Raw genomic sequence first — 23,088 nt, 5'->3', positions numbered from 1 at the left:
GCAGGCCGAGCTTGTAGGAAAGTTGGCCCGGCTGTAAGGCCGGGCCCGGTAAAGCAGGAAACGGGAACGGCGCGCCGGCGCCCGCAGGGCGAGGGCCGGGGGCGGTAAACTCGCCGGGGCCAGTCGCCATTACCGGTATGCACGATCCTATGAGCCTATCTTTCAGCGCAGTCGAGCTGCTCGCCACGGTCCTATTTGCGATCGCCATTCTCCACACCTTTTCCGTGCCGGTCTTTGCCAATCTCGCCCACAAGGGCGGAAGGCACGCAGGGTTATGGCACATGTTGTCGGAGGTCGAGGCCGTGTTCGGGTTCTGGGCCTCGGTGCTGCTCCTGGCCATGGCTGCCCTTGCCGGCACGCACGCGGCCATCGAGTACATGGACACGCGCAACTTTACCGAGCCGCTGTTCGTGTTCGCCATCATGGTCATCGCGGCGAGCCGGCCCATCTTGGATCTCGTTACCTACCTCGTGGCCGTGCTGGCTTCGGCGATTCCCGGCAACCGTTCGGTGGCGGTGTTTTTCGTGACCCTTGCCCTGGTGCCGCTGCTCGGCTCCTTCATTACCGAGCCGGCGGCCATGACCTTGGCGGCGGTGATGCTGCGCGACACGTGCTTCCGGCAGATCGAGAGCGCGCGCTTCAAGTACTTCACCCTGGGCGTCCTGTTCGTCAACGTCTCGATAGGCGGCGTGTTGACCTCTTACGCTGCGCCGCCGGTGTTGATGGTGGCATCGGCCTTCGGTTGGGATACGGCGTACATGCTGGCCCATTTCGGCTGGCGCGCCGCGTGCGCCGTGGTGTTGAACGCCTTGATCGTGACGCTGTGCTTCCGGCGCCTGCTGATCCGGGCGAGCGCCGGCGCGCCGCAGGCGCGCGCTCGCCGCGAGGTGCCGCTCAGCGTGACGGCAGTGCACGTGGCCTTCCTAGCCGGAGTGGTGCTTTTTGCCCACCATCCTGCCGTCTTCATGGGGTTGCTGATGCTGTTCATCGGCTATACCGAAGCGTACAAAGAGCATCAGCGTCCGCTCTTGATCAAGGAAGGCCTGATGGTGGGGTTCTTCCTCGCAGGCTTGGTGGTCCTGGGTGGGCTGCAGAAATGGTGGCTGCAGGAGCTGCTGGCGGATATGCCTCCCTTGGTGCTGTATTGGGGCGCAGCCGCGCTCACGGCGGTGACGGACAACGCGGCGCTGACCTACCTTGGTTCGTTGGTGGAGGGAACTTCCGAGGCATGGCGCTATATGCTCGTGGCCGGTGCCGTGACGGGGGGCGGGCTCACCGTGATCGCCAACGCGCCCAACCCCGCCGGTTTCGCGGTGCTAAAGAGTTCTTTCCCCGGTGGAACGATTACGCCCTTGGCGCTGCTCTTGGGGGCAGCGTTGCCGACGGCCGTTGCCGCGTTCTTTTTCCTCCTGCCCGCGTAGCGGACGTAGCGGGGCGCTTGCGCTCGGCTCGTAGGCTCGCCCTGCCGCGCCGGGCGCCATGGCGGCGCAGTTTTGGCAGCGTACGTACTAAGTACCCAAAAAGTCGCTAAAATTCAAGGCTTTGATCAATTTCCGGAAATCCGGCCGCCGGTCGCCTGTGGCAATGCCAGGCCGGGTTTTCGTGCCGAGGTATGCCTGAGGAGTCTTGGCGATGCCTATTTACGCCTACAAATGCAGTTCTTGCGGACATGAGAAGGACGTCCTGCAGAAGATGTCCGACGCTCCCCTCACCGACTGTCCCGAGTGCGGGAAGCCCACGTTCTCCAAGCAAGTGACGGCTGCGGGATTCCAGCTCAAGGGTAGCGGGTGGTACGTGACCGACTTCCGCAACAACGGTTCGTCCAAGTCCGGCGGTTCGTCGAAGTCGTCGAGCGCCGGATCCGATTCCGGTTCGCCTGGCTCGTCCTCCTCGGAGTCTTCGAGCGCGACGGCTTCGGCCTGAGTTTCATGCGGCGCCTGCGGGGCGCCGCCAGTTTCTGATTTGGAACCTTCGTGTTCAAACGCTACTTCGTCACTGGATTGCTGATTTGGGTCCCGCTGGTCATCACGCTGTGGGTCCTGGGCCTGGTCGTGTCCACGCTCGAAGCCGTGGTGCCGTCGGTGCTGAGCTCCGAGTCGCTGTTCGGCACGCACATCCCGGGCTTCAGCCTCGCGGTGGTGATCGTAGTGGTGTTGCTCACGGGCATGGGTGCGGCCAATTTCATCGGCCGCAAACTGCTGCAGATGTGGGAAGGGCTGCTCCAGCGCATTCCGCTGGTGCGCTCGATCTATAACTCGGTCAAGCAGGTCAGCGACACGGTCCTGGCGCCTAACGGCCAGGCGTTCCGCAAAGCGGTGTTGGTGCAGTATCCCCGCGAGGGCGTATGGACGCTCGCGTTCCTGACCGGAGTGCCGGGCGGTGAAGTTGCCGACCACCTGCCTCCCGACTGCGTAAGCGTATATGTGCCGACGACGCCGAACCCGACGTCCGGCTTCTTTTTGATGATGCGGCGCGCCGACATTGTCGAGCTCGGCATGACGGTGGATGCGGCCTTGAAATACATCGTATCGATGGGGGTGGTGGCGCCGGGTACTCCGGCGCGGGGCAATTGACGGCCCGTGGAGGCAACGCGCGCACGCGCGCCCCGCTTGCATCGATACACACCAATTTAGACGGAGAATTCATGCGTACCTGCTATACCGGCCAGGTCTCGACGGAGCACCTGGGACAAATCGTGACCTTGTTCGGCTGGGTGCACCGTCGCCGCGACCACGGCGGCGTCATTTTCATCGACCTGCGCGACCGCGAGGGCCTGGCCCAGGTCGTCTGCGATCCGGACCGGGCCGATACCTTCCAGATCGCCGAGCGCCTGCGCAACGAATTTTGCGTGCGCGTGACCGGCCTGGTACGCAAGCGTCCCGAGGGCACCACCAATCCGGCGCTGAAGTCGGGCGAGGTCGAGGTACTGGCGCACGAGATCGAGATCCTCAATGCCTCCGTCACGCCGCCGTTCCAGCTCGACGATGAGAACCTCTCGGAAACCACGCGGCTCACGCATCGCGTGCTGGACCTGCGTCGCCCGCAGATGCAGCAGAACCTGATGCTGCGCTACCGCGTGGCGATCGAGGTGCGCAAGTATCTCGACCAGCTCGGCTTCATCGACATCGAAACGCCGATGCTCACCCGTAGCACACCGGAGGGCGCGCGCGACTATCTCGTTCCGTCGCGGGTCAACCCCGGCCACTTCTTCGCGCTGCCGCAGTCGCCGCAGTTGTTCAAGCAGCTGCTGATGGTCTCGGGGTTCGATCGCTATTACCAGATCGTCAAGTGCTTCCGCGACGAGGACTTGCGCGCCGACCGCCAGCCCGAGTTCACCCAGATCGATTGCGAGACCTCGTTCCTCGATGAACACGAGATCCGCGAGATTTTCGAGAACATGATCCGCCACGTGTTCAAGGCGGTCAAGGGCGTCGAGCTGCCCAACCCGTTCCCCGTGATGCCTTGGCGCGAAGCCATGGAGCGCTTCGGCTCCGACAAGCCCGACCTGCGCGTCAAGCTCGAGTTCACCGAGTTGACCGACGTCATGAAGGACGTGGACTTCAAGGTCTTCTCGAGTGCGGCCAACAGCGTGGGCGGCCGTGTGGTCGCGCTGCGCGTGCCGGGCGGCGGCGAGCTCAGCCGCAGCGAAATCGATGCCTACACCCAGTTCGTCGCCATTTACGGCGCGCGCGGCCTGGCGTGGATCAAGGTCAACGACGTGGCCAAGGGACGCGACGGCCTGCAGTCGCCCATCGTCAAGAACATCCATGACGCCGCGCTGCAGGAGCTGCTGCGCCGCAGTGGTGCGCAGAACGGCGACATCCTGTTCTTCGGCGCGGACAAAGCCCGCATCGTCAATGACGCCATGGGCGCTTTGCGCGTCAAGATCGGCCACAGCGAGTTTGGCCGCAAGCAAGGCTTGGTCGAGGGCGAATGGATGCCGCTGTGGGTGGTCGATTTCCCCATGTTCGAGTACGACGAGGAAGCCCAGCGTTACACGGCCGCCCATCATCCGTTCACGTCGCCCAAGGACGGCCACGAAGATCTCCTCGAGTCCGATCCCGCAGCCTGCCTGGCCAAGGCCTACGATATGGTGCTGAACGGCTGGGAAATCGGGGGTGGCTCGGTGCGTATCCACCGTGAAGAGGTGCAGAGCAAAGTATTCCGTGCGCTCAAGATCGGCGCCGAAGAAGCCCGCGCCAAGTTCGGCTTCCTGTTGGATGCCCTGCAATACGGTGCGCCGCCCCATGGCGGCATCGCTTTCGGCCTGGACCGCATCGTGACCATGCTGACCGGCGCCGAATCGATTCGCGACGTGATCGCATTCCCCAAGACCCAGCGGGCCCAGTGCCTGCTGACGGGCGCGCCGTCGGACGTGGACGAGAAGCAACTGCGCGAGCTGCACATCCGCTTGCGCGGGACGGAGGCCAAGACGGTCCAGTAACCGTTGCCTGGCTTGCCTGCCACGGACCCCGCTTCGACGAAGCGGGGTTTTTTTTCAACCCGCCGCCTTCATGCCTGCGCCGCGGGGCGGCGGTTCCTATCCAGGCCGCCTAGTGCTACGGCGGGTTCAACTCCGACTCCTGCCATGGGTCGTAGCTACCGAAGTGCCAGACGTAGCCTTCTGGGTCCTGCAGGGTGTACCCTTTGCCGCCGTAGCTTTCCTCCTGGATGGGCCGGACCACCATGGCGCCGGCGTTGACGGCGGTTGCGTAATGGGCGTCGGGGTCGGCCACGATGACGTAAGGCGTCTGGGTCTGGCGGCCTCCGATCTCCGAGGGCTGGGCGGTGATCTTGCGCATGAGCTCGCCCTTGCCCGAGCCGAGCATGACCATGCCGTTGCCGAAAGTCAGTTCGGCATGGGCGATTGCGCCGGAGGCATCGGGCACCACCAGGTGTTTGGCAAAGCCGAATGCCCGGCACAACCATTCGATCGCAGCCGGGGCATCGCGGTATACCAGGCACGGAATGATCGTCGATTTCCCCATGGGGGCCTCCGCGCGAAGAAGGGTCTCGCCAAGACCGTAGCATGCCTCGCCAGGGGGGAACAACCGCGCAATCGTTACGTCTTGGCGGGGTGTTGCCAGGCATGGACCCGCGCGCGGACCGGCCCGCCCGGCCCTGCCGGGAGCGCGCGCGGGGGGATGGTTCGTTGAATATGGGCGTGCCTTGAATACAATCGAAGTTTGGCCCGCGCTCGCGGGCTGGTTCCGGAGCACGCTCATGGCTGGCATTCCCCTCTTTCATTTGGCTTTTCCCGTCGACGACCTGGCCGAGGCGCGCGCTTTCTATGGCGGCCTGCTGGGTTGCCCGGAAGGTCGCAGCTCCGATAGCTGGGTGGACTTCAATTTCTACGGCCACCAGATCGTCGCTCACTTGTCGCCCGGCGAGGCGGGACACCGCAACACGAGTGCCGTGGATGGAGACGACGTACCGGTCAGGCATTTCGGCGCGATTCTCCCCATGCCTGAATGGGAGGCGCTGGCCGAGAAGCTGCGGCGGGCCGGCGTCAAGTTCGTGATCGAGCCTCACGTCCGGTTCAAGGGCGAAGTCGGCGAACAAGCGACGATGTTCTTCCTCGATCCGTCGGGCAACGCGCTCGAGTTCAAGGCTTTTGCCGACCTCAACCAGGTGTTCGCGAAATAGCCCGTCCGGGCAGCGCGCAACCGGGCAGGCGTTTTTCAAGGAAGCGCTGCATGTTGTTATCTTCTCGGGTCTTGCTGGGCTGTGCCGCACCGATGGGCGCGGCGGGCGTGATGCTGGCCGCCATGGCCACCCATCTCGCGGGCGGAGCGTTGTTGTCGACCGCCGCCTTGTTCCTGCTGTTGCATGCCGCAGCGGTCGCCGGGCTGGCGGCCATGGTGCCGCAGTTCCAGCGCGGGCGTGCCGTGCTGGTCGGTGCCACCGGACTCATCATCGCCGGCACGCTGCTGTTCTCCGTCGATTTGGCATTGCGCCAGCTGGCGGGAATGAAATTGCTCTGGGGCACGGCCCCTTTCGGAGGCGGGGCGATGATCGTAGGATGGCTCGGGGTGGCTGTAGCCGCACTCGTTCCCGAACGCTGATCGCGCTGGCGAGCGGGCGCGGCGCAAGCGGGCCTGCGCCGCGGCAAGGCCCGCCGGGTGGGGGGCTTTAGCTGGCCGCAGGCGCGAGTTTCTCCACCCACGCCACGTAGCGATCCACGAACCCTTGGATGAACTTGGCCGTGATCTCGTTCGTGATGCGGCCTTCAGCGTCGATCAATCCTTCGGTGTACTGGACGAAGATGCTCGGCTGGGGCAGCACGGCAACGTCCAGCGCGGACAGCACCATGCGCAAGTGTTCCTGTGCGAGCGCGGTGCCGATCTGGCTGGGCGAGGTGCCCAGGATGCCGGCAGGCTTGCGCGCCCAGGAGTTCTTGCCGGAGGGGCGCGAGGCCCAGTCGATGGCGTTCTTCAGTACGCCGGAGTAGGAGCGGTTGTATTCCGGCGTGAAGAATAGCAGGGCCTGGACGGACTCGACCCGCTGCTTGAACGCGAGCACGGGCGCCGGCATGGCGGCGTCGAGGTCTTGGTTGTACAGGGGCAGCTCGCCGATGGGGATGTCTTCGGTCTGCATGTGTGCGGGCAGGCGCTTGGCGACGGCCTTGGCCAGCTGGCGGTTGATGGAGTCTTTGCGCAGGCTGCCTACGATCATGCCGATCTTGATGGTACTCATGGAGATTCCCGGATCTGGATGTCGAAATAGAGGGCGCGACCAAGCCAAGGCCTCCCCGTGCAGGGCGCGGCCGGGCTCCGGCGCGAGCTTTGCCGGCCCATGATAACGCAGCGGCGGCGCCGGGGCGGGAAGATGGCATCTTGTATCTGCTCATCCATGGCCGCATATTTAAGGCCTCTTCCGGTTTTCCTCAAGCACGATGTCCGTCGTCCGTGTCGTCAGCTATAACATCCACAAAGGGCTTTCGGCCCTGGGCAAGCGCGAGTCCGTGCAGGAGCTGCGCCTCGGCCTGCACGGCTTGCGCGCCGACCTGGCCTTTCTACAGGAGGTCCAGGGGCGCAACGAGCGATCCGGGACGCTGCACGAACAGCATCAGATGCTGGCCGCGGCGCTGCGCTTGGAAGCTGCCTATGGACGAAACGCGGTGTACCGCCACACCGACCATGGCAATGCGCTGTTGTCGCGGTTCCCCATTCTTTCGCACCAGAACCAGGACATTTCCGATCACCGGCTGGAGCAGCGGGGGCTGCTGCACGCACGCGTGGCGATCGGCCGGCACGAGGTGCATTGCTTTGTCGTGCACCTGGGGCTGTTCGCCGGCAGCCGCACGCGGCAGGTTGGCGCGCTGGTTTCCCGCATCGAAGAAGCGGTGCCTTCGGGCGCGCCCATTTTGATCGCCGGCGATTTCAACGATTGGACCAACACGCTATCGGACTTCCTGGTGCGGCGCCTGGAGGTGCATGAGGTATTCGCGACGGCGCCACGCGGCAACAATGTCGAGTTGCCCAGGCTACGGGACTCCGTGCGCATGCTTGGGCAATTGCTGCGCGGCGGCGAGGTCTCGCCTTGGCAATGGCGCGCCGGCATGGCTTCCCCGCCTCGGCTCGGCATGGGCAACGAACTGATCACGCCTCGCCCGCCGCGTACTTTCCCGGCTTTTTTCCCGTGGCTGAGGCTGGACCGGATATACCAGCGCGGTTTTTCCGTGCGGCAGGCGAGCGTGCTGTACGGGCGCCCGTGGTCACGGCTGTCGGACCACGCGCCGTTGCTCGCGGAGCTGGAATTACCCTGAGACGCGCGTCCCTGGCCGGGCGGCGCTGACGCCGGAGGCGGCTGCCAGGAACACCGCAGCCAGGATAAGGCCCGAGGTGGGGCCGTGCGACGGGATCGCCGTGAAGGCCAGGGCGGCCAGCGCTGCCCCCAGTGCCATGCCGAACTGCCGGGCAGTTGCCTGCAGGCCGCCTGCACCTCCGCTGCGGTGTCGCGGTGCGGCGGTCAGCATGGCCCGGTTGTTGGGCGTCTGGAACATGCCGAAACCGACCCCGGAAAGCGCCATGAAGGCCATGACCCAGCCATTGGGCGTGCCGGCCGGAAGCAGGGCGATGACGAGCAATCCGAAAGCCACCAGGCCGGCGCCGACCGAGCACAGGATGGCCGGCGCAATGCTTTCGGCCATGCGTCCCGCGATCGGCGCGGCAATGGCGACGGCCAGGGGCCATGGGACCATCAACATGCCGATTTCGATCTGGCTGCGCCCCAATGCCTGGTGGAAGTAGAAGGGCAGCGAGATATACGAGATGGTCTGACCGGAAAAGGCGCACACCGAAGCGCCGATCGAGAACGCGAATTGGCGGATGCGCAGCAGGTCGAGCGGCAGCAGCGGCGTGGCTTGCGTGAGTTCGCGGCGCACCAGGGCCACGCCCGCCAGGGCGGCGAGGCAGAGCAGGACCGCTGCAGTCTTGATGTCCGCCAGCAGGCGGTCGATGCCCACTACCAGCAGCCCGAAGGTCGAGCCGCTCAACACGGCGCTGAGCGCGTCGAAAGGCCGCTTGGCCAGTTCGGTCTCGGGCAGCATGCGGCTGCCTATCGAGAGGATGAACAGGCCGATGGGGATGCTGACCGCGAACAGCCAGGGCCATGAGGCGATCGAGAGGATCAGCGAGCCCAGCATGGGGCCTGCAGCCGATGAGGTCGCCACGACCAGCGCGTTGTAGCCGATCGCGCGCCCGAACTGTTTCTGGGAGTAGATGAAACGCAGCAGTGCGGGAGTGACGCTCATGACCGCGGCCGCGCCCAGGCCCTGCAGCACCCGGAACGAGATCAACACGCCGAACGAGCCAGACATCGCACAGCCCGCCGAGGCGACGGTGAACGCGGCCAGGCCCGCGGTGAATATCCGGCGATAGCCGAGGATTTCTCCGAGCGATGAAAACGGCAGCAGCGCAACGACGATGGCCAGCTGATAGGTATTGACGATCCACACCGCCTGCGCCGGGGAAATGCCGAGGTCCCGGGCAATGGAAGGCAGCGCGACGTTGGTGATGGTGGTCTCCAGGACCGTCATCGTCATGGCCAGCATCGTCGCTGCCAAGGCCCAATACTTGCGCGGCGGGGGAAGTCCGTCCAGGAAGTGCATGTTCTTCTTATGCGTACGCCCACCGCGCAGCCGGGCGAGCGGCAGGTCAGCGCACGGGGAAGTTGAAATAGGTGTCCGGATACGGTTCGTCGTCCAGGGTGTAGTGCCACCACTCCTCAGGCAGATTGCGGAAGCCGTGTTTGGCCATCAAGTCCTTGAGGAACTGGCGATTGTGTCGGACAACCTCGGGTAAATCCGGATGGTCAGTATGCGACTTTACATCAAAAAGATCGAACGGAGTGCCCATGTCCACCTCTCCATTGGGCAGCAGCGGGCCTTTCGTGGGCAAGGCGTCCGCGCGCGACGGATCGATGGCGGCGAGGGTCAGGTCGACGGTGCTGCCACGGCTGTGGCCGGAACGTTCGGCGATGTAGCCGAGGTCTAGCAGCGACTCCTTGGCCACGTGGGGGAAATACTCGGCCTTGGTAGGCTGGTGCGAGCCATCGCGTGTCCAGGCCACGAAATCATTGACGGCGCGTTGTGGCCGATAGCAGTCGAACACCTTGAGCGTCAGGCCCTGCGCAAGCAGTTCGCGCTGGACGCCAAGCAGCTTGCGCGCGGCAGGTTCGGTCAGGATGCAGGTGGGAGCGTCGTAGCCCGCCACCGGGCGGCCGAGGAAATTCGCGCTGCCGTGATAGCGGATGTCTAGTCGTACGGTCTGTGCCACGTCGGTCAGGTGCACGAACCCGACGGGCATGGCGGCCGGTTCGTCGGCGGCCTGCGCGGCCGGTGCCAGCAGGGCCGCGGCGGCAAGGCAGGCGCCCGTGGCCTGGGCCAGCGCGTGGCCGCCTTCGCGGGCTTGCTGGCGGGGTTCCTGTGCATGGGGCCGGTTTTTCATGCAAATTCCATGGGATCACGCAGCGCATATTATGCGGCGCGGGCATCGCCGCGGGCGATACGTCACATGCGGTATACTGCCGCCCGTCATTGGGGAGTAGCCGCCTTGCGCGTGCGTGCAAGGGTCTGCGTCAACATGCTTGCCTCACGGCATGGCGCAGACGGTCCTGGACTTGGCAAGACCTTTGATCGCGCATCGACCGGGGGGCCGGGGCTGTTGCGCGGTCATGCGGTCAACCGCCGGCCCGGAGCGCATTGCAGCATGGAAGCCTTCCTCGTCTCGACCGGCATCGTGGCCCTGGCCGAGATCGGTGACAAAACCCAACTTCTCGCCCTCTGCCTGGCCGCCCGCTGGCGGCGGCCCTGGCCCATCATCCTAGGCATCTTCACCGCGACCATCGTCAACCACGCCCTGGCAGGCGCCGTCGGAGCCTGGCTCACGCGCATCGTCGGGCCGGAAGCGCTGCGTTGGATTCTTGGGGTGTCATTCCTCGGCATGGCAGTCTGGATGCTGATACCGGACAAGCTCGATGAAGCGGACGCCGGTCGCTTGCGGCTCGGGGTGTTCGGCACTACGGTCGTGGCCTTCTTCTTGGCCGAGATGGGCGACAAGACGCAATTCGCCACCGTTGCGCTGGTGGCGCAGTTCCAGGCGTACTCGGCCGTGGTTGCCGGCACGACCCTGGGCATGATGATTGCCAATGTGCCCGCCGTCGTGCTGGGCGACAAGCTGGCGCATCGCCTGCCGGTCAAGCTCGTGCATGGCGTAGCTGCCCTGATATTCGCCTGTTTGGGCATCGCGGCTTTGCTCGGCATGTTCTAGCGTCGGGCGAGGCCTTGGCCGGCCTGACGAAGCGGGGACGGGACGGTAGACTATCCGTTGTGAGCAGCCGCTCGTCGGGCGGCTGTGCGAGCCGCGTCGTTCCGACTTTGCCCGTGCGCCCCCAGGCGGCGCATGCCTCCATTGACCGAGATGGGTCGGCCAGGCCGACCCGCCTTACCGCCAGGAAAACCATGTCGAATTTCATCGTTCGCAAAGTCGCCGTGCTCGGAGCCGGCGTCATGGGCGCGCAGATTGCGGCCCACTGCGTCAATGCCAAGGTGCCAGTGGTCTTGTTCGATCTGCCTGCCAAGGAAGGTCCCAAGAACGGCATCGTACTCAAGGCGATCGAAAACTTGCGCAAGCTCAGCCCGGCGCCGCTGGGCGCGCCCGATCTCGCCACGCTCATCGAGCCCGCCAACTATGAGGAGGATCTCTCCAAGCTCCGGGAATGCGACCTGGTGATCGAGGCCATCGCCGAGCGCATGGATTGGAAGCACGATCTGTACGCCAAGGTTGCGCCCGCCATCGGGCCGGACGCCATCTTCGCCACCAATACCTCCGGCCTGTCGATTTCAGCGCTCTCCGAGGGAATGGACGAGGGCTTGCGATCGCGTTTCTGCGGCGTGCATTTCTTTAATCCGCCGCGGTACATGCACTTGGTGGAGCTGATCCCGACGCCGCTTACCGACCCCTCCATCCTCGACCGGCTCGAGGCTTTCCTGACCACGGTGCTCGGCAAGGGCGTGGTGCGCGCCAAGGATACGCCCAACTTCATCGGCAACCGGGTCGGCGTGTTCGGCCTGCTCGCCGCGATGATCGAGGCAGAGAAATTCGGCCTGACCTACGATGTCGTGGACGATTTGACGGGCGCCAAGCTTGGACGCGCCAAGTCGGGTACCTTCCGCACCGGTGACGTGGTTGGCCTCGACACGCTGGCGCACGTCATCAAGACCATGGAAGACTATCTTCCTGGCGATCCTTTCGCCGCCCATTACGGCACGCCGCCAGTGCTGGCAAGGCTGATCAAGGAAGGCGCGCTCGGGCAGAAGACCGGCGCGGGGTTCTTCCGCAAGGAAGGCAAGGCCATTCTGCGCCTGGATCCTGCCGCCGGCCAATACGTCCCGGCCGACGGCAAGACCGATGACGCCGTTGCGCGCATCCTCAAGAATCCCGACGCCGCGCAGCGGCTGCGCGCGCTGCGCGAGAGCGATCATCCCCAGGCCCAGTTCGTATGGGCGCTCCTGCGCGACACCTTCCACTACATCGCCGTGCACCTGGCCGACATCGCCGACACGGCGCGCGACGTGGACTTCGCGATGCGATGGGGCTTCGGCCATGGCATCGGGCCGTTCGAACTGTGGCAGCAGGCAGGCTGGCTGCAGGTTGCGGAATGGGTTGCGGCCGACGTCGCCGCCGGCAAGTCGCTGTCGAGCGCGCCGCTGCCCGCCTGGGTCACGAGCGGACCGGTGGTCGAGCGCGGCGGCGTGCACGTGCCGGAGGGGTCGTGGAACCCGGCGGCGCGCCGCTTCGAGGCGCGTTCGGGCCTGCCCGTCTACCAGCGCCAGGTGTTCCGTGCCGCCCTCGCGGGCGAGGGCATCCAGCCGCTCGCGTCCGGCCGCACCGTTTTCGAGGACGAGGCCATTCGGTTGTGGACGCTGGATCGCGCCGGACTCGACGATGTGCTCATCGCCTCGTTCAAGACCAAGATGCACACCATCAGCTCGGCGGTCACCCTGGGCTTGCTGCGTGCCGTCGACCTGGCCGAGGAAAGCTACCGCGGCCTGGTGATCTGGAACCCGGGCGAGCCGTTCTCGGCGGGTGCCGACCTGCAGGCCATGATGCCCTTGTTCATGAGCGGCGGCGTGCAGGCCATCGCTCCCGAACAGGAGCGGTTGCAGCAATTGATGCTCCGCCTGCGCTACGCACAGGTCCCCACCGTGGCCGGGCTGGCAGGCATGGCCTTGGGCGGCGGTTGCGAACTGTCGGTTTATTGCGCGCGCCGCGTCGCCCATTTCGAGACCTATCTCGGCCTGGTCGAGGTGGGCGTGGGGCTCATTCCCGGCGGAGGCGGCCTGACGTATCTTGCGCGGCGTGCGGCCCAGGAGCACGCGTCGGCGCCCGACACATCGCTGTTGCATTTCCTGAAGAAATACGCGATCCAGGCTGCCACGGCGCAGGTATCCAAGTCCGCCATCGAAGCCCGGCGCATGGGGTATCTGCTGGAAGATGATCCTATCGTCTTCAACGTGCATGAGGTGCTGTACGTGGCAATCCGGCAGGCGCAGGCCTTGCACGAAGCCGGTTGGCGGGCGCCCTGGAAAGAGCCGTTTGCGGTGGCAGGCAGCGAGGGCATCGCGACGCTGGCTTCGCAGCTCGTCAACATGCGCGACGGCGGATTCATTTCCGAGTACGACTATCACCTGGGCCGCGCCATTGCCGAGATCCTGTGCGGCGGCGATATCGAGGCGGGTTCGCTGGTAGATGAACAGTGGATCATGGCGCTCGAGCGCCGGACCTTCATGGCGCTGCTGAACGAACCCAAGACGCAAGAGCGCATCACCGGCATGATGCAGACTGGCAAGCCCGTCAGGAATTGACCGCGCCCGTGCCCCGGCGCGTGGTCTCGACGCCGTCCTTGGCTCGTTACCGCGGCGGCCGCGGGCCATCGCGAGATAGGTTGAGGCGCCGCGCCGCGTCCCGGCGCCAATGAAGAACAGACCGAAGGAGAATGGGATGTCTCGACAATTGCAGGATGCTTACGTCGTCGCCGCCGCGCGCACGCCGATCGGCAAGGCGCCGCGCGGCGCGCTCAGGACGGTGCGGCCCGACGACTTGCTGGTGCACGCGATCCGGGCGGCGCTGGCGCAGGTGCCGGGGCTGGACCCGCAGCGCATCCAGGACGTCATCGTCGGCTGCGCCATGCCCGAGGGCGCGCAAGGCTTGAACGTCGCGCGGATTGCTTCCTTGCTGGCGGGGCTTCCGCAAAGCGTGGGCGGCGTGACGGTGAACCGGTTCTGCGCCTCGGGGCTGACCGCCGTTGCCATGGCCGCAGACCGCATACGCGTGGGCGAGGCGGACGTGATGATCGCCGGCGGCACGGAGTCCATGAGCATGGTGCCCATGATGGGGTTCAACCCCTCGGTCAATCCGCGCGTGTTCGAGGGCGATGAAAACATCGGCATTGCCTACGGCATGGGCCTGACGGCCGAGAGAGTCGCCGCCCAGTGGAGGGTCTCGCGCGAGGACCAGGACGCCTTCGCCCTGGCATCGCACCAGAAGGCGCTGGCTGCGCAGCAGGCCGGGGAGTTCAAGGACGAGATCGCGCCGATCGCGGTCGAGACGCATAGTCCCGATCTCGACGCGCAGCAGGTCGTCACCCGCAAGCGCACCGTATCGCTCGACGAAGGCCCGCGCGCCGACACCAGCGCCGAGGCGCTCGCCCGGCTAAAGCCCGTGTTCGCGGCTCGGGGAAGCGTGACGGCGGGCAACAGTTCGCAGACCTCGGACGGCGCCGGCGCGTTGGTACTGGTGTCCGAGCGTATCCTGGAAGAATTCAACCTCACGCCGCTGGCGCGCTTCGTCACGTCGGCGGTGCGCGGCGTGCCGCCGGAGATCATGGGCATCGGCCCCAAAGAGGCGGTGCCGGCTGCGCTCAAGCAGGCCGGGCTGTCGCTGGGCGACATCGACTGGATCGAGCTCAACGAAGCTTTTGCCGCGCAGTCGTTGGCGGTGATCCGGGACCTCGGCCTGGACCCGGCCAAGGTCAACCCCATGGGCGGCGCCATTGCATTGGGGCACCCGCTGGGTGCAACGGGCGCCATACGTGCGGCCACCGTGGTCCATGCATTGCGACGCCGCAACTTGAAGTACGGCATGGTCACGATGTGCGTCGGGACGGGCATGGGCGCTGCCGGCATCTTCGAGCGCGTCTAGCGGCGGCCGGAGGCGGCAGGCGATTGCCGCACGTGGCCGCGCCGCATCGCGTGGCGGCTTGCGGCGAGTGTCAGATCGGCTCCATGCCGTTCTGGCGCTTGATTTCGGCGGTATCCGGGCTGGTCATGAAGTCGAGCAGGGCGCGGACGGCGTCGGGCTGTTCTGACGCCGTGGTGATGCCGGCCGAGAACGTGGTCAGGATCTGGAGCTCGGGCGGCAGCGGGCCGAGGATCTCGATGCCGGGGATGTTCAGGAGTTCGCTTCGCTGCTGGAAGCCGAGCGCCACCTCGCCTTTTGCGATGAGCGTGCCGACGGGAATGCCGGGCTTGGACTGGATCGCGCGATCTTTGATTTGATCGGCGATTCCCCAGCGTTCGAACAACTTGGTCAGGTAAACGCCGCTCGGGCCCGTGGAGTAGCCGACGGATGCAGCATCGAGCACCGCCTGCCGGACTGCCGCTTCCGAGCTGATGTCCACCCGCGGCGCGCCGGCCCGCACGGCCACATAGACGCCGGATTGCACCAGGTCGGTCCGGCTGCCGGCAAGGATCCGGCCGGCCTCGGTCAGCTGGTCGATGACATTGGCGGCCAGCACGACGGCGTCGAACGCTTCGCCTTCGCGCACGCGCTTGGCAGCGTCCACGCCGCCGACAGCTTCGACGATGATTTCCTGGTCATGCGATTGCCGGTACTTGGAGACGAGGTCGGCAAGCAACTGTTTGGTTGCGATCGAGCAAATGATGCGGATCTGGGAGGCCATGCGGTTCGCTTCCTATAGATGGGCCGGCGACATGAGACGAGAGGCCCGCGCCTGCGCCAAATTAAAACATACGGGAATCCGCCCCCTGCCACCGGCGCGAGCCGGATCCGGGCCGGCACCCGACGGGAGATGCCGCACGGGTATAGTGCAGACAATCCTTTACGATGTACCGGTTTTCGGTCGTCTTGAGTCCGCGCACTTTGCCTGACCCCCGCCTGATTCGATTGCGTCGCATGAAACTCGGCGCGCTCGGCCTGCTTGCCGCGGCGCTGGCTGGGTTCGCGCTCAGCCATGCAATGGGCGGCCAGGGCCCGTGGGCCTGGGTGCGCGCGTTCTGCGAGGCGGCGGTCGTTGGCGCATTGGCGGACTGGTTTGCAGTGGTCGCACTCTTCAAGCGGCCGCTTGGCCTGCCCATTCCGCACACGGCCATCATTCCCAGCAACAAGGCTCGCCTGGCCGACAACCTGGCCGTTTTCGTGCGGGACCACTTCCTCGATCCCGATGCGCTCCTCCAAAGGCTGCAGGTCTTTGACCCGGCGAGCCGGCTCGCAGCGTGGCTGGGCGAGCCCGCCCAGGCGCGCGCAGTGGCGGGCATGGCGCGCACTTGGTTGGCGCAGGCCCTCGACCTGCTCGACGAGCGCGCCGTGCGGACGGCGATGCAGGAGTTCGTGGTGGCCCGGCTGCGTGCTTGGGACGCCGGTGCCACCGCGGGCGAAGTGATGGGGTTGCTGACGCGCGACGGACGGCATCACCAGCTATTGGACGAAGCGCTGCGCCGCCTGGCCGGATACCTGGACGAAGAAGGGGTCAAGGCGCGGGTTTCTGCGCTCATGGTGAAGTATGCGCGCAAGGAGTGGCCCCGCATCGTGCGAACCCTGGACCTGGTCAAGCCGGTGGATGGCATCGCCGACAGCCTGGCCGACAAGCTCGCGCGCGCCATGATGGACGAATTGCATGAGGTCCTGTCGCGTCCGGACCACCCGATGCGCCGGGACTACGAAGCCTGGGTCGAGGCATACATCGCCCGCTTGCGGGATGACCAAGCCCTGCGCGCGCAGATCGACCAGATCAAGTCGCGACTGATCGACCAGCCGACCGTGCGTGATTACGTGCAAGGCTTATGGGACGAGATCCACGCGTCCTTGCGCCGCAACCTCGAGAGCGAGGATTCGCCGCTCGCGCGGCACCTGGAGCATAGCCTGCTCAAATTGGGTGGCCACCTGGCGGCCAATCCCGGCTTGCGCGCGGCGATCAATGAGCACGTCATGGCCGGCGCGCGCAGCCTTGCGGACCGGTTGCGCGCAGGTGTCACGGAACACATCGCCCAGACCGTCAAGGACTGGGATGAACGGCAATTGGTCGACGAGCTGGAGCTGAGCGTAGGCCGCGATCTGCAGTACATCCGCTATAACGGCACCTTGGTCGGAGGCCTGATTGGCGTGGCGCTGCATGCGCTGGTCGTGGCCCTGGGCGGATGAACTTCACGCCGCATCGTCCGGCACCAGCGGGCGGCGGGGCGGCGCATCGCGCAGCAGGCGCGCCGCGACGACCGTCGTGCATGCCATGAGCACGGCGCCGATGGCTGCGGTGAACTGCAGTGCGTCCGTGAACGCGGCGCGGGCGGCCGCCAGCACGGCGTCCGCGTTGGGGCCGGACAGGGAGCTGGCCACGGCCACCGCACCCCCCAGGGTCGATGCCGCCGCGGTGGCCAGGTCCGTCGGCAGCTCGGCTGGCATGGCCTTTGCCAAGCCATGCCGGTAAATCACGGTGCCGAGGCTGCCGAGCAGGGCGATGCCGAGCGCGCCGCTGAATTCGGCGCCGGTCTCCGAAATCGCCGAGGCGGCACCGGCGCGCTCGGGCGGCGCGGAGGAGAGAATGATCTCATTGCCGATGGTGAAGACGGGCGCCATGCCCAGGCTTATGACGACCATGCCGGCAATGATCGCTTCGAGCCCATAGGCACCGTCCGCGCCCAGGAGCAATACGAAGCCCACTGTCGCCATCGACAGCCCACCCATCACGATGCGCAGCGGCGACATGTGTCTTGCCAGGCGCGGCCCGAGCAGCGATCCAGCCACGAACCCGAGCGCCCAGGGAACGGTGGCCAGTCCGGCGCGCAAAGGGTCGAGGCCCAGCACCAATTGCAGGTATTGGGTGATGAAGATGTAAACCCCGAACATCGCCAGGCCGGACAAGGAATAGCTGGCGATGGCCGCGCAAAAGGCAGGCCGCCGGAACAGGCTGGTATCGAGCAGCGGATAGGCCAGGTGGCGCTGCCGGCGGACGAAGGCCGTGCCTATCGCCAGGCCCGCCGCAATGGCTGCCGCCGCGGTCCAGTTCCAGCCGTGTTGCGCGATTTGCTTGAGCCCGTAGATCGTGGCCAGCACTGAAGCGAGCGAGCACGCGACGCTCAGCGCATCGACGCGGCCGGCCTGCGGGTCGCGATACTCGGGCAGCAATATCGGGCCCAGCGCCAGCAGGAGCAGCATCACCGGCACGGCGACCAGGAAGACCGATCCCCACCAGAAAAACTCCAGCAGCACCCCGCCCACCAGCGGCCCGATCGCGCCGCCGACCGAGAAGCTGGCCATCCAGACGCCGATGGCGAATTGCCTTTCATGCTCGTCGTGGAACATGTTGCGGATCAAGGACAGCGTGGACGGGGCCAGCGTGGCGCCGGCCAGGCCAAGCAGTGCTCGCATGACGATCAGCATCCCGGCGCTGTCGGAGAAAGCCGCGATCGTGGAAGCAACGCCGAAGGCCGCCGCGCCGAGCAGCAAGAGCTTGCGGCGCCCGATCCGGTCGCCCAGCGTGCCCATGGTGATCAGCAGGCCCGCCACGAGGAAACCATAGATATCGATGATCCACAGCAATTGAGAGCTGGTGGGATGCAGCTGCGCGCTGATGGCCGGCACTGCGAGGTTCAGCACGGTCAGGTCCATGGCATACACCAGGCAGGGCAAGGCGATGACCGCGAGGCCTATCCATTCTTTGCGAGTCGCTTTTGCGGGGGAAACAGAGGTCATGAATCAAAGATGCGGGTGAGCGATGCCAGGGGGCGCGGCAGGCTTCATGCGGAGCCGCCATCCAGCTTTCCGCCTGGCACCAGGGCTTCGGCTGCGCGCGCCAAGAGGAGTTCCTGTTCCTTGGCGTTGCGCGTCATGGCTGCCGCGCGAAGGAACTCCTCGCGGGCTTGTTCGCGGCGGCCGAGCTTGAACAGCAGGTCGCCGCGTACGCTCGGTAGCCAATGATAGTTCGCCAGGGCCGGATCGTTGCGCAGCGCGTCCACGCGTTCGAGGCCCGCTTGCGGACCGAAGGCCATGCCGAGGGCCACTGCCCGGTTCAGTTCCACCACCGGCGAGGGCGCCACTTCGGCCAAAGCGTCGTAGAGCGCGACGATCTCTTCCCAATCTGTCTCCTCGGGACGGCGTGCGCGGGCATGGCAGGCTGCCAGCGCTGCTTGCAGCGCGTAGGGGCCACGCGCGCCACCCAGCGCCTCCGAGCGGGCGAGGGCGGTGAGTCCGCGCCGTATCAGCAGCGGATCCCAGCGCGTGCGGTCCTGCTCCAGCAGCAGCACGGGACGGCCGTCGGCTCCGATGCGAGCGGGGATGCGCGAGGCCTGCAGCTCCAGCAGCGCGCACAAGCCGTGGACTTCGCTGTCATCGGGCGACAGTTCGGCGAGTATGCGCGCCAGCCGCAGCGCTTCGTGGCACAGCGCAGGGCGCATCCAGTCGTCGCCTGCGGTGGCGGAATACCCTTCGTTGAAGATGAGGTAAATCACTTCGAGCACGGATGTGAGCCGGGCCGCGCGGTCTGGTCCGCGGGGAACTTCGAACGGGACTTTGGCCGCGGCCAGCGTGCGTTTGGCGCGCACGATGCGCTGCGCGATGGTCGGCTCCGAAACGAGATAGGCGCGGGCGATTTCCTGGGTCGTCAATCCGCCCAGCAGGCGCAGCGTGAGCGCGACCCGCGCGTCGGCGGACAGCACGGGATGGCAGGCCGTGAAGATGAGGCGCAGCAAATCGTCGCCTACGTCGTCTTCCCGGGCGGCTTCCAGGCGGTCGGCCGGATCCGGCGCGTATTGCTCGCGCAGCACGGCTGCCTCATGGCCGAACTCCTCCTGCCGGCGCGCATGCAGGCTCGCCTGCCGCAACCGGTCGAGCGCCCGGTTCTTCGCCGTTGTCATGAGCCAGGCTCCGGGATTGTCGGGGATGCCATCGACCGGCCAGCGTTCGAGCGCGGTGACCAGGGCATCGTGAGCCAGTTCCTCGGCCAGGCCCACGTCGCGCACCATGCGTGCGACGCCGGCGATGATCTTGGCCGACTCGATGCGCCATACGGCCTCGATGGCTTGGTGGGTCGCCGCGTTCGTCACGTTCACCCTTGCTGGACGGTGTCAGGGTCCATGTAGAAGACCTCCCAGATGTGGCCATCGGGATCGTCGAAGCTGCGCGAATACATGAACCCATGGTCCTGGGCCGGGCGCGTCGCCTTGCCCCCGGCCGACACCGCCTTGGCGACCAGCTCGTCGACTTCCTCCCGGTTGTCGCAACTGAGCGCGAGCAGCACCTCCGTGCTGCGCGTAGCGTCGCTAATTTCCTTGTCGATGAAGGACTGGAAAAAATCTTTCGTCAGCAGCATGGCGTAAATGTTTTCGCAGATGATCATGCATGCCGCCTTGTCGTTGGTGAACTGGGGATTGAAGGTAAAGCCCAGCTTGCCGAAAAAATCCATGGAGCGGGGCAGGTCCGCCACCGGCAGGTTCACGAAAATTTGATTGCGCATGGGTACTCTCCTTTTCTCGTTCGTGGCGAGGGCGTCCGCTCAGCGGCGCCCGGTTTCGATGCGGCGGAAACGGTCGATCGCCTCGCTATGCTCGAAATCCTGGAGCTCGTAGAGTTCGCGCACTTCGATCTCGCCGTCGGCGGTTTCGCCCATGGGGGCCGGAAAGCGGCTGGCCCATTCCCTGGCCTCTTCGCGGGAACGTACCTCGATCAGTGTGTATCCTGCGATCAGCTCCTTGGTTTCGGCAAACGGGCCGTCGATGACCGTGCGCTTGCCGTTCCGGTATTGGATGCGCCAACCGTGGGAGGACGGCTTCAGGCCGCTGGCGTCCAGGAGCACGCCGGCGCGTGCCAACTCCTCGTGGTAGGTCGTCATCGCGTTCAGCAGGGATTCTTCGGGCATGACGCCCGCTTCGGTGCCGGGCGTGGCCCGGAGGATGATCATGAATCGCATGGCGGTATCTCCGGTGGGGTGCAAGCCTTTCCCAGGCTCTCGTCCGGACGACGATCGAGCGTGGGGCGGATCGACACCGCATGGGCGTTCTCCCGGGAAAATACCTAGCCGGGATCCTGTCGCGACGGGGCTAGCGGTAGCAGGGGGCGACTTCCCGGACTTCGATCGTGCACCATTCCGCCGCCGGGCAGGCTTGGGCGATCGCCAGGGCCTCCTCGCGGGTCGCGCAGTTCAGCAGGAAGAAGCCCCCTATCATCTCCTTGGCCTCGGCAAACGGGCCATCGACCAGGCGCACGCGGCCGTCCTGCTTCCGGACGCGGACGGCATGGGCCTGCGAGGCCAGGGACTCCGCGGCGATCAGCTGCCCACGGGCTTGGAGATCGTCCCGGAATGCAAGCATGCGATCGTAGAGATCGCGGCCTGCCTGTTCGGTGCGTTCGGCACGCTGGCCGATGGGTTCGACGACGAGGAGCATGTAGGCCATGGAGCTCGCTAGGGCAAGGGCGGCGCGGCGGCCACGATGGTGGAGCGCCGATTCTTGCAGATTTCCGCGGGTTTTTCACGGCCCGGGGCAGGCTAGGTCGGCTGGGCGCCGGCGGGGGCGTCCGATTTCTCCACCGTGGCAAGGGCCGCGATCAGCTTTTCATTGAATGCGGGCAGGTCCGCCGGCTTGCGGCTGGTGATCAGGTTGCCGTCGAGCACCACTTCCTCGTCCACCCATTCGCCACCTGCGTTGCGGATGTCGTCCTGCAAAGAAGGCCAGCTCGTCAACTGCCTGCCGTCGACCAGGCCGGCCGAGATCAGCAGCCATGCGCCGTGGCAGATGACCGCTACCGGCTTGCCCTGGTTGTGGATGGCCTGCACGAAACGGCGGGCGCCTTCTTCCATCCGGATGACGTCGGCATTGAATACCCCGCCGGGTACCACGGCGCCGGCGAAATCCCCCGGCTCGGCGTCGTTCCAGCTGAGGTCCACCTTGAAGCTATCCGCCTTTTCGTCGTGTTTCATGCCGCGTATGCGGCCCGCCTCGGCCGACAGGATGCGCACCGTCGCGCCGGCTTGCTCCAGGGCCTCCTTGGGGCTCGTCAGCTCCACTTGTTCGAAGTTGTCGGTCGCCAAGATGGCGACGCTCAATCCTCGCAACGCCTTTTCCATGAATCGTCTCCGGTGGGGATAGAGCACGTGCTCGAACCGGACGGGCAGCAACCTCCGTGCCCGGAAACGGGGCGGTCGAGGGTGTTCGGGATTACCCTAAACGCGTATCATTGGACACAATGTCAGACCCATCTACTTCCTTCCCTAGCCCCCCCGAAGCGGGCGGCGAGGTTCTGTCGCGGCCGCCAGAATTGGAGTCGCCGGTCAAGGACCGGCGCCAGTTGATGCTGGCCCTGGCAGGGCTGTGCGCGGTCGTCATGCTGGTGGCGCTCGACTCCACCATCGTTGGCACGATTCTTCCGCGCGTGGTGGGCGAGCTCGGCGGCATGTCGCTTTATGCCTGGGTAGGCACGGGCTATTTGCTGGCTTCGGCCGTGGTGATTCCGATTTTCGGCAGGCTCGGCGACCTGTTCGGCCGCAAGTATTTCATCCTCGTCTCCATCGCCCTCGTGGTCCTCGGTTCGGCGCTATGCGGCCTGAGCATGTCGATGCCGCATCTCATCGCCGCCCGCACGCTGCAGGGCATAGGCGGCGGCATGATGATCGCTACCGCCTTCGCGGCGCCGGCGGACCTGTTTCCGGATGCCTTGAGCCGGGTCCGTTGGCAGGCCGTGCTTTCGACGGCATTCGCCATCGCCAGCGGCGTCGGACCGATGCTGGGCGGCGTAGTCACGGAGCACCTAGGCTGGCGGGCGGCTTTCTTCGTCAGCCCGCTGATGGGCGTCGTCGCCTTCGTGATGCTGTTCTTGTATTTCCCCCTGCTCAAGCCCAAGCTCCTGCGTGCGCCGCGCATAGACTGGCTCGGCGGTGTCTTGCTGGCATTGGCCGTGGGCATGCCCATGGCGGCGCTGGAGCTCGGCTTTTCGGCGCCCGCGCGTCCCGTGCTGGGCCTGGCATTCATGGGGTTGGCGGCCCTGTCGGTCGCGTTGCTGGTGTGGTACGAACGCAAGCCCGAGCAGCCCATGTTTCCGCTGCGCGTGCTCGAGCCGCGGGAGTCACAGCTCTTGAATGTCGTCGGCGTGATGACGGGCGCCGTGATGTTCGTCCTGATCTATTACGGGCCCCTGCTGCTGCAGACCGAGATCGGCCTGTCGCCGACCGAGGCCGGGATGATCCTCGCGCCGCTCGTGGCCGGCATCCCGGTGGGTAGCGTCATCAACGGCAGGATGTTTCCCACCCAGACCCAGCCCCAGCGCCTGATGGTGTTCGGCGCAGTGCTACTCGCGGTGG

The 23,088-nt window shown here is 66.0% G+C and carries 23 protein-coding genes and 1 riboswitch; of the genes, 12 read left to right on the top strand and 11 right to left on the bottom strand.

Translation table 11 applies throughout. The features are described from left to right. The first annotated feature begins 149 nt into the window (after positions 1-149). From IRZ12_RS05300 to aspS, 4 genes are all read left to right on the top strand, one after another. Complete coding sequence (locus IRZ12_RS05300) at positions 150-1,421, top strand: putative Na+/H+ antiporter (RefSeq protein WP_296465201.1); 1,272 nt, start codon at positions 150-152, stop codon at positions 1,419-1,421. 211 nt (positions 1,422-1,632) lie between these two features. Further along, the gene (locus tag IRZ12_RS05295) at positions 1,633-1,923 is read left to right on the top strand and encodes an FmdB family zinc ribbon protein (protein ID WP_296465198.1); all 291 of its coding nucleotides are present in this window, start codon (positions 1,633-1,635) and stop codon (positions 1,921-1,923) included. 50 nt (positions 1,924-1,973) lie between these two features. Beyond that, a complete protein-coding gene (locus IRZ12_RS05290; RefSeq protein WP_296465193.1) occupies positions 1,974-2,573 on the top strand; it encodes a DUF502 domain-containing protein in 600 nt (199 codons plus the stop codon). A 71-nt stretch (positions 2,574-2,644) separates the two neighbouring features. Then, on the top strand, positions 2,645-4,444 hold the full coding sequence (gene aspS / locus IRZ12_RS05285) for an aspartate--tRNA ligase (RefSeq protein ID WP_296465189.1): 1,800 nt from the start codon (positions 2,645-2,647) through the stop codon (positions 4,442-4,444). 115 nt (positions 4,445-4,559) lie between these two features. On the opposite strand, the gene IRZ12_RS05280 is transcribed toward aspS, so the two are convergent. Continuing rightward, positions 4,560-4,988 carry a VOC family protein gene (locus IRZ12_RS05280; RefSeq protein WP_296465186.1) on the bottom strand — a complete coding sequence of 143 codons (429 nt, stop codon included), beginning with the start codon at positions 4,986-4,988 and terminating at the stop codon, positions 4,560-4,562. 235 nt (positions 4,989-5,223) lie between these two features. Between IRZ12_RS05280 and IRZ12_RS05275 the strand changes: the two genes are divergently transcribed. Together IRZ12_RS05275 and IRZ12_RS05270 are read left to right on the top strand one after the other, a co-directional pair. Beyond that, a complete protein-coding gene (locus IRZ12_RS05275) occupies positions 5,224-5,646 on the top strand; it encodes a VOC family protein (protein WP_296465183.1) in 423 nt (140 codons plus the stop codon). Between the two features lie 50 nt (positions 5,647-5,696). Then, positions 5,697-6,065 carry a DUF423 domain-containing protein gene (locus IRZ12_RS05270; RefSeq protein ID WP_296465180.1) on the top strand — a complete coding sequence of 123 codons (369 nt, stop codon included), beginning with the start codon at positions 5,697-5,699 and terminating at the stop codon, positions 6,063-6,065. Between the two features lie 67 nt (positions 6,066-6,132). Here the strand turns inward: IRZ12_RS05270 and IRZ12_RS05265 are convergent, their stop codons facing one another. Continuing rightward, positions 6,133-6,696 carry an NADPH-dependent FMN reductase gene (locus IRZ12_RS05265; RefSeq protein WP_296465177.1) on the bottom strand — a complete coding sequence of 188 codons (564 nt, stop codon included), beginning with the start codon at positions 6,694-6,696 and terminating at the stop codon, positions 6,133-6,135. A 199-nt stretch (positions 6,697-6,895) separates the two neighbouring features. Between IRZ12_RS05265 and IRZ12_RS05260 the strand changes: the two genes are divergently transcribed. Then, complete coding sequence (locus IRZ12_RS05260) at positions 6,896-7,768, top strand: endonuclease/exonuclease/phosphatase family protein (protein ID WP_296465174.1); 873 nt, start codon at positions 6,896-6,898, stop codon at positions 7,766-7,768. On the opposite strand, the gene IRZ12_RS05255 is transcribed toward IRZ12_RS05260, so the two are convergent. Both IRZ12_RS05255 and IRZ12_RS05250 read right to left on the bottom strand, forming a co-directional pair. Continuing rightward, positions 7,760-9,112, bottom strand: coding sequence for an MFS transporter (locus tag IRZ12_RS05255; RefSeq protein WP_296465171.1), 1,353 nt, complete (start codon positions 9,110-9,112; stop codon positions 7,760-7,762). The genes IRZ12_RS05260 and IRZ12_RS05255 overlap by 9 nt on opposite strands. A gap of 46 nt (positions 9,113-9,158) precedes the next feature. Beyond that, positions 9,159-9,950, bottom strand: a complete 792-nt coding sequence (locus tag IRZ12_RS05250) for a M15 family metallopeptidase (protein ID WP_296465165.1) — start codon at positions 9,948-9,950, stop codon at positions 9,159-9,161. 79 nt (positions 9,951-10,029) lie between these two features. Further along, a riboswitch (yybP-ykoY riboswitch) is annotated at positions 10,030-10,165 on the top strand. 46 nt (positions 10,166-10,211) lie between these two features. Here IRZ12_RS05250 and IRZ12_RS05245 point away from each other — a divergent pair. The 3 genes from IRZ12_RS05245 to IRZ12_RS05235 all read left to right on the top strand — a co-directional run bounded on the left by IRZ12_RS05245 (position 10,212) and on the right by IRZ12_RS05235 (position 14,705). Then, on the top strand, positions 10,212-10,772 hold the full coding sequence (locus IRZ12_RS05245) for a TMEM165/GDT1 family protein (protein WP_296465162.1): 561 nt from the start codon (positions 10,212-10,214) through the stop codon (positions 10,770-10,772). Between the two features lie 191 nt (positions 10,773-10,963). Then, on the top strand, positions 10,964-13,369 hold the full coding sequence (locus IRZ12_RS05240; RefSeq protein ID WP_296465159.1) for a 3-hydroxyacyl-CoA dehydrogenase NAD-binding domain-containing protein: 2,406 nt from the start codon (positions 10,964-10,966) through the stop codon (positions 13,367-13,369). Between the two features lie 136 nt (positions 13,370-13,505). Then, positions 13,506-14,705 carry an acetyl-CoA C-acyltransferase gene (locus IRZ12_RS05235; RefSeq protein ID WP_296465154.1) on the top strand — a complete coding sequence of 400 codons (1,200 nt, stop codon included), beginning with the start codon at positions 13,506-13,508 and terminating at the stop codon, positions 14,703-14,705. A gap of 70 nt (positions 14,706-14,775) precedes the next feature. Here IRZ12_RS05235 and IRZ12_RS05230 read toward each other — a convergent pair whose 3' ends face one another. Further along, a complete protein-coding gene (locus IRZ12_RS05230; RefSeq protein ID WP_296465152.1) occupies positions 14,776-15,465 on the bottom strand; it encodes a substrate-binding domain-containing protein in 690 nt (229 codons plus the stop codon). Positions 15,466-15,629: 164 nt separating this feature from the next. Between IRZ12_RS05230 and IRZ12_RS05225 the strand changes: the two genes are divergently transcribed. Continuing rightward, positions 15,630-16,943, top strand: a complete 1,314-nt coding sequence (locus IRZ12_RS05225; protein ID WP_296465149.1) for a DUF445 domain-containing protein — start codon at positions 15,630-15,632, stop codon at positions 16,941-16,943. 3 nt (positions 16,944-16,946) lie between these two features. Here the strand turns inward: IRZ12_RS05225 and IRZ12_RS05220 are convergent, their stop codons facing one another. From IRZ12_RS05220 to IRZ12_RS05195, 6 genes are all read right to left on the bottom strand, one after another. Then, positions 16,947-18,491 (bottom strand): MFS transporter, encoded by a 1,545-nt coding sequence (locus IRZ12_RS05220; protein WP_296465145.1) that lies wholly within the window; start codon positions 18,489-18,491, stop codon positions 16,947-16,949. 44 nt (positions 18,492-18,535) lie between these two features. Beyond that, positions 18,536-19,840 (bottom strand): RNA polymerase sigma factor, encoded by a 1,305-nt coding sequence (locus IRZ12_RS05215; RefSeq protein ID WP_296465142.1) that lies wholly within the window; start codon positions 19,838-19,840, stop codon positions 18,536-18,538. A 2-nt stretch (positions 19,841-19,842) separates the two neighbouring features. Then, complete coding sequence (locus IRZ12_RS05210) at positions 19,843-20,250, bottom strand: VOC family protein (protein WP_296465141.1); 408 nt, start codon at positions 20,248-20,250, stop codon at positions 19,843-19,845. Positions 20,251-20,289: 39 nt separating this feature from the next. Then, positions 20,290-20,703: a YciI family protein gene (locus tag IRZ12_RS05205; protein ID WP_296465139.1), complete on the bottom strand. Its 414-nt coding sequence runs from the start codon at positions 20,701-20,703 to the stop codon at positions 20,290-20,292. Between the two features lie 130 nt (positions 20,704-20,833). After that, complete coding sequence (locus IRZ12_RS05200) at positions 20,834-21,187, bottom strand: YciI family protein (protein ID WP_296465137.1); 354 nt, start codon at positions 21,185-21,187, stop codon at positions 20,834-20,836. Between the two features lie 92 nt (positions 21,188-21,279). Beyond that, the gene (locus IRZ12_RS05195) at positions 21,280-21,858 is read right to left on the bottom strand and encodes a type 1 glutamine amidotransferase domain-containing protein (protein WP_296465135.1); all 579 of its coding nucleotides are present in this window, start codon (positions 21,856-21,858) and stop codon (positions 21,280-21,282) included. A gap of 224 nt (positions 21,859-22,082) precedes the next feature. On the opposite strand from IRZ12_RS05195, the gene IRZ12_RS05190 reads away from it, so the two are divergent. Continuing rightward, the coding region (locus IRZ12_RS05190) for an MFS transporter (protein WP_296465203.1) at positions 22,083-23,088 on the top strand (1,006 nt) is incomplete at its 3' end.

Origin of the sequence: Pigmentiphaga sp., from assembly GCF_019689535.1 — a bacterium.
Lineage (GTDB): Bacteria > Pseudomonadota > Gammaproteobacteria > Burkholderiales > Burkholderiaceae_B > Pigmentiphaga.
This window is presented reverse-complemented; position numbering and strand designations above follow the sequence as displayed.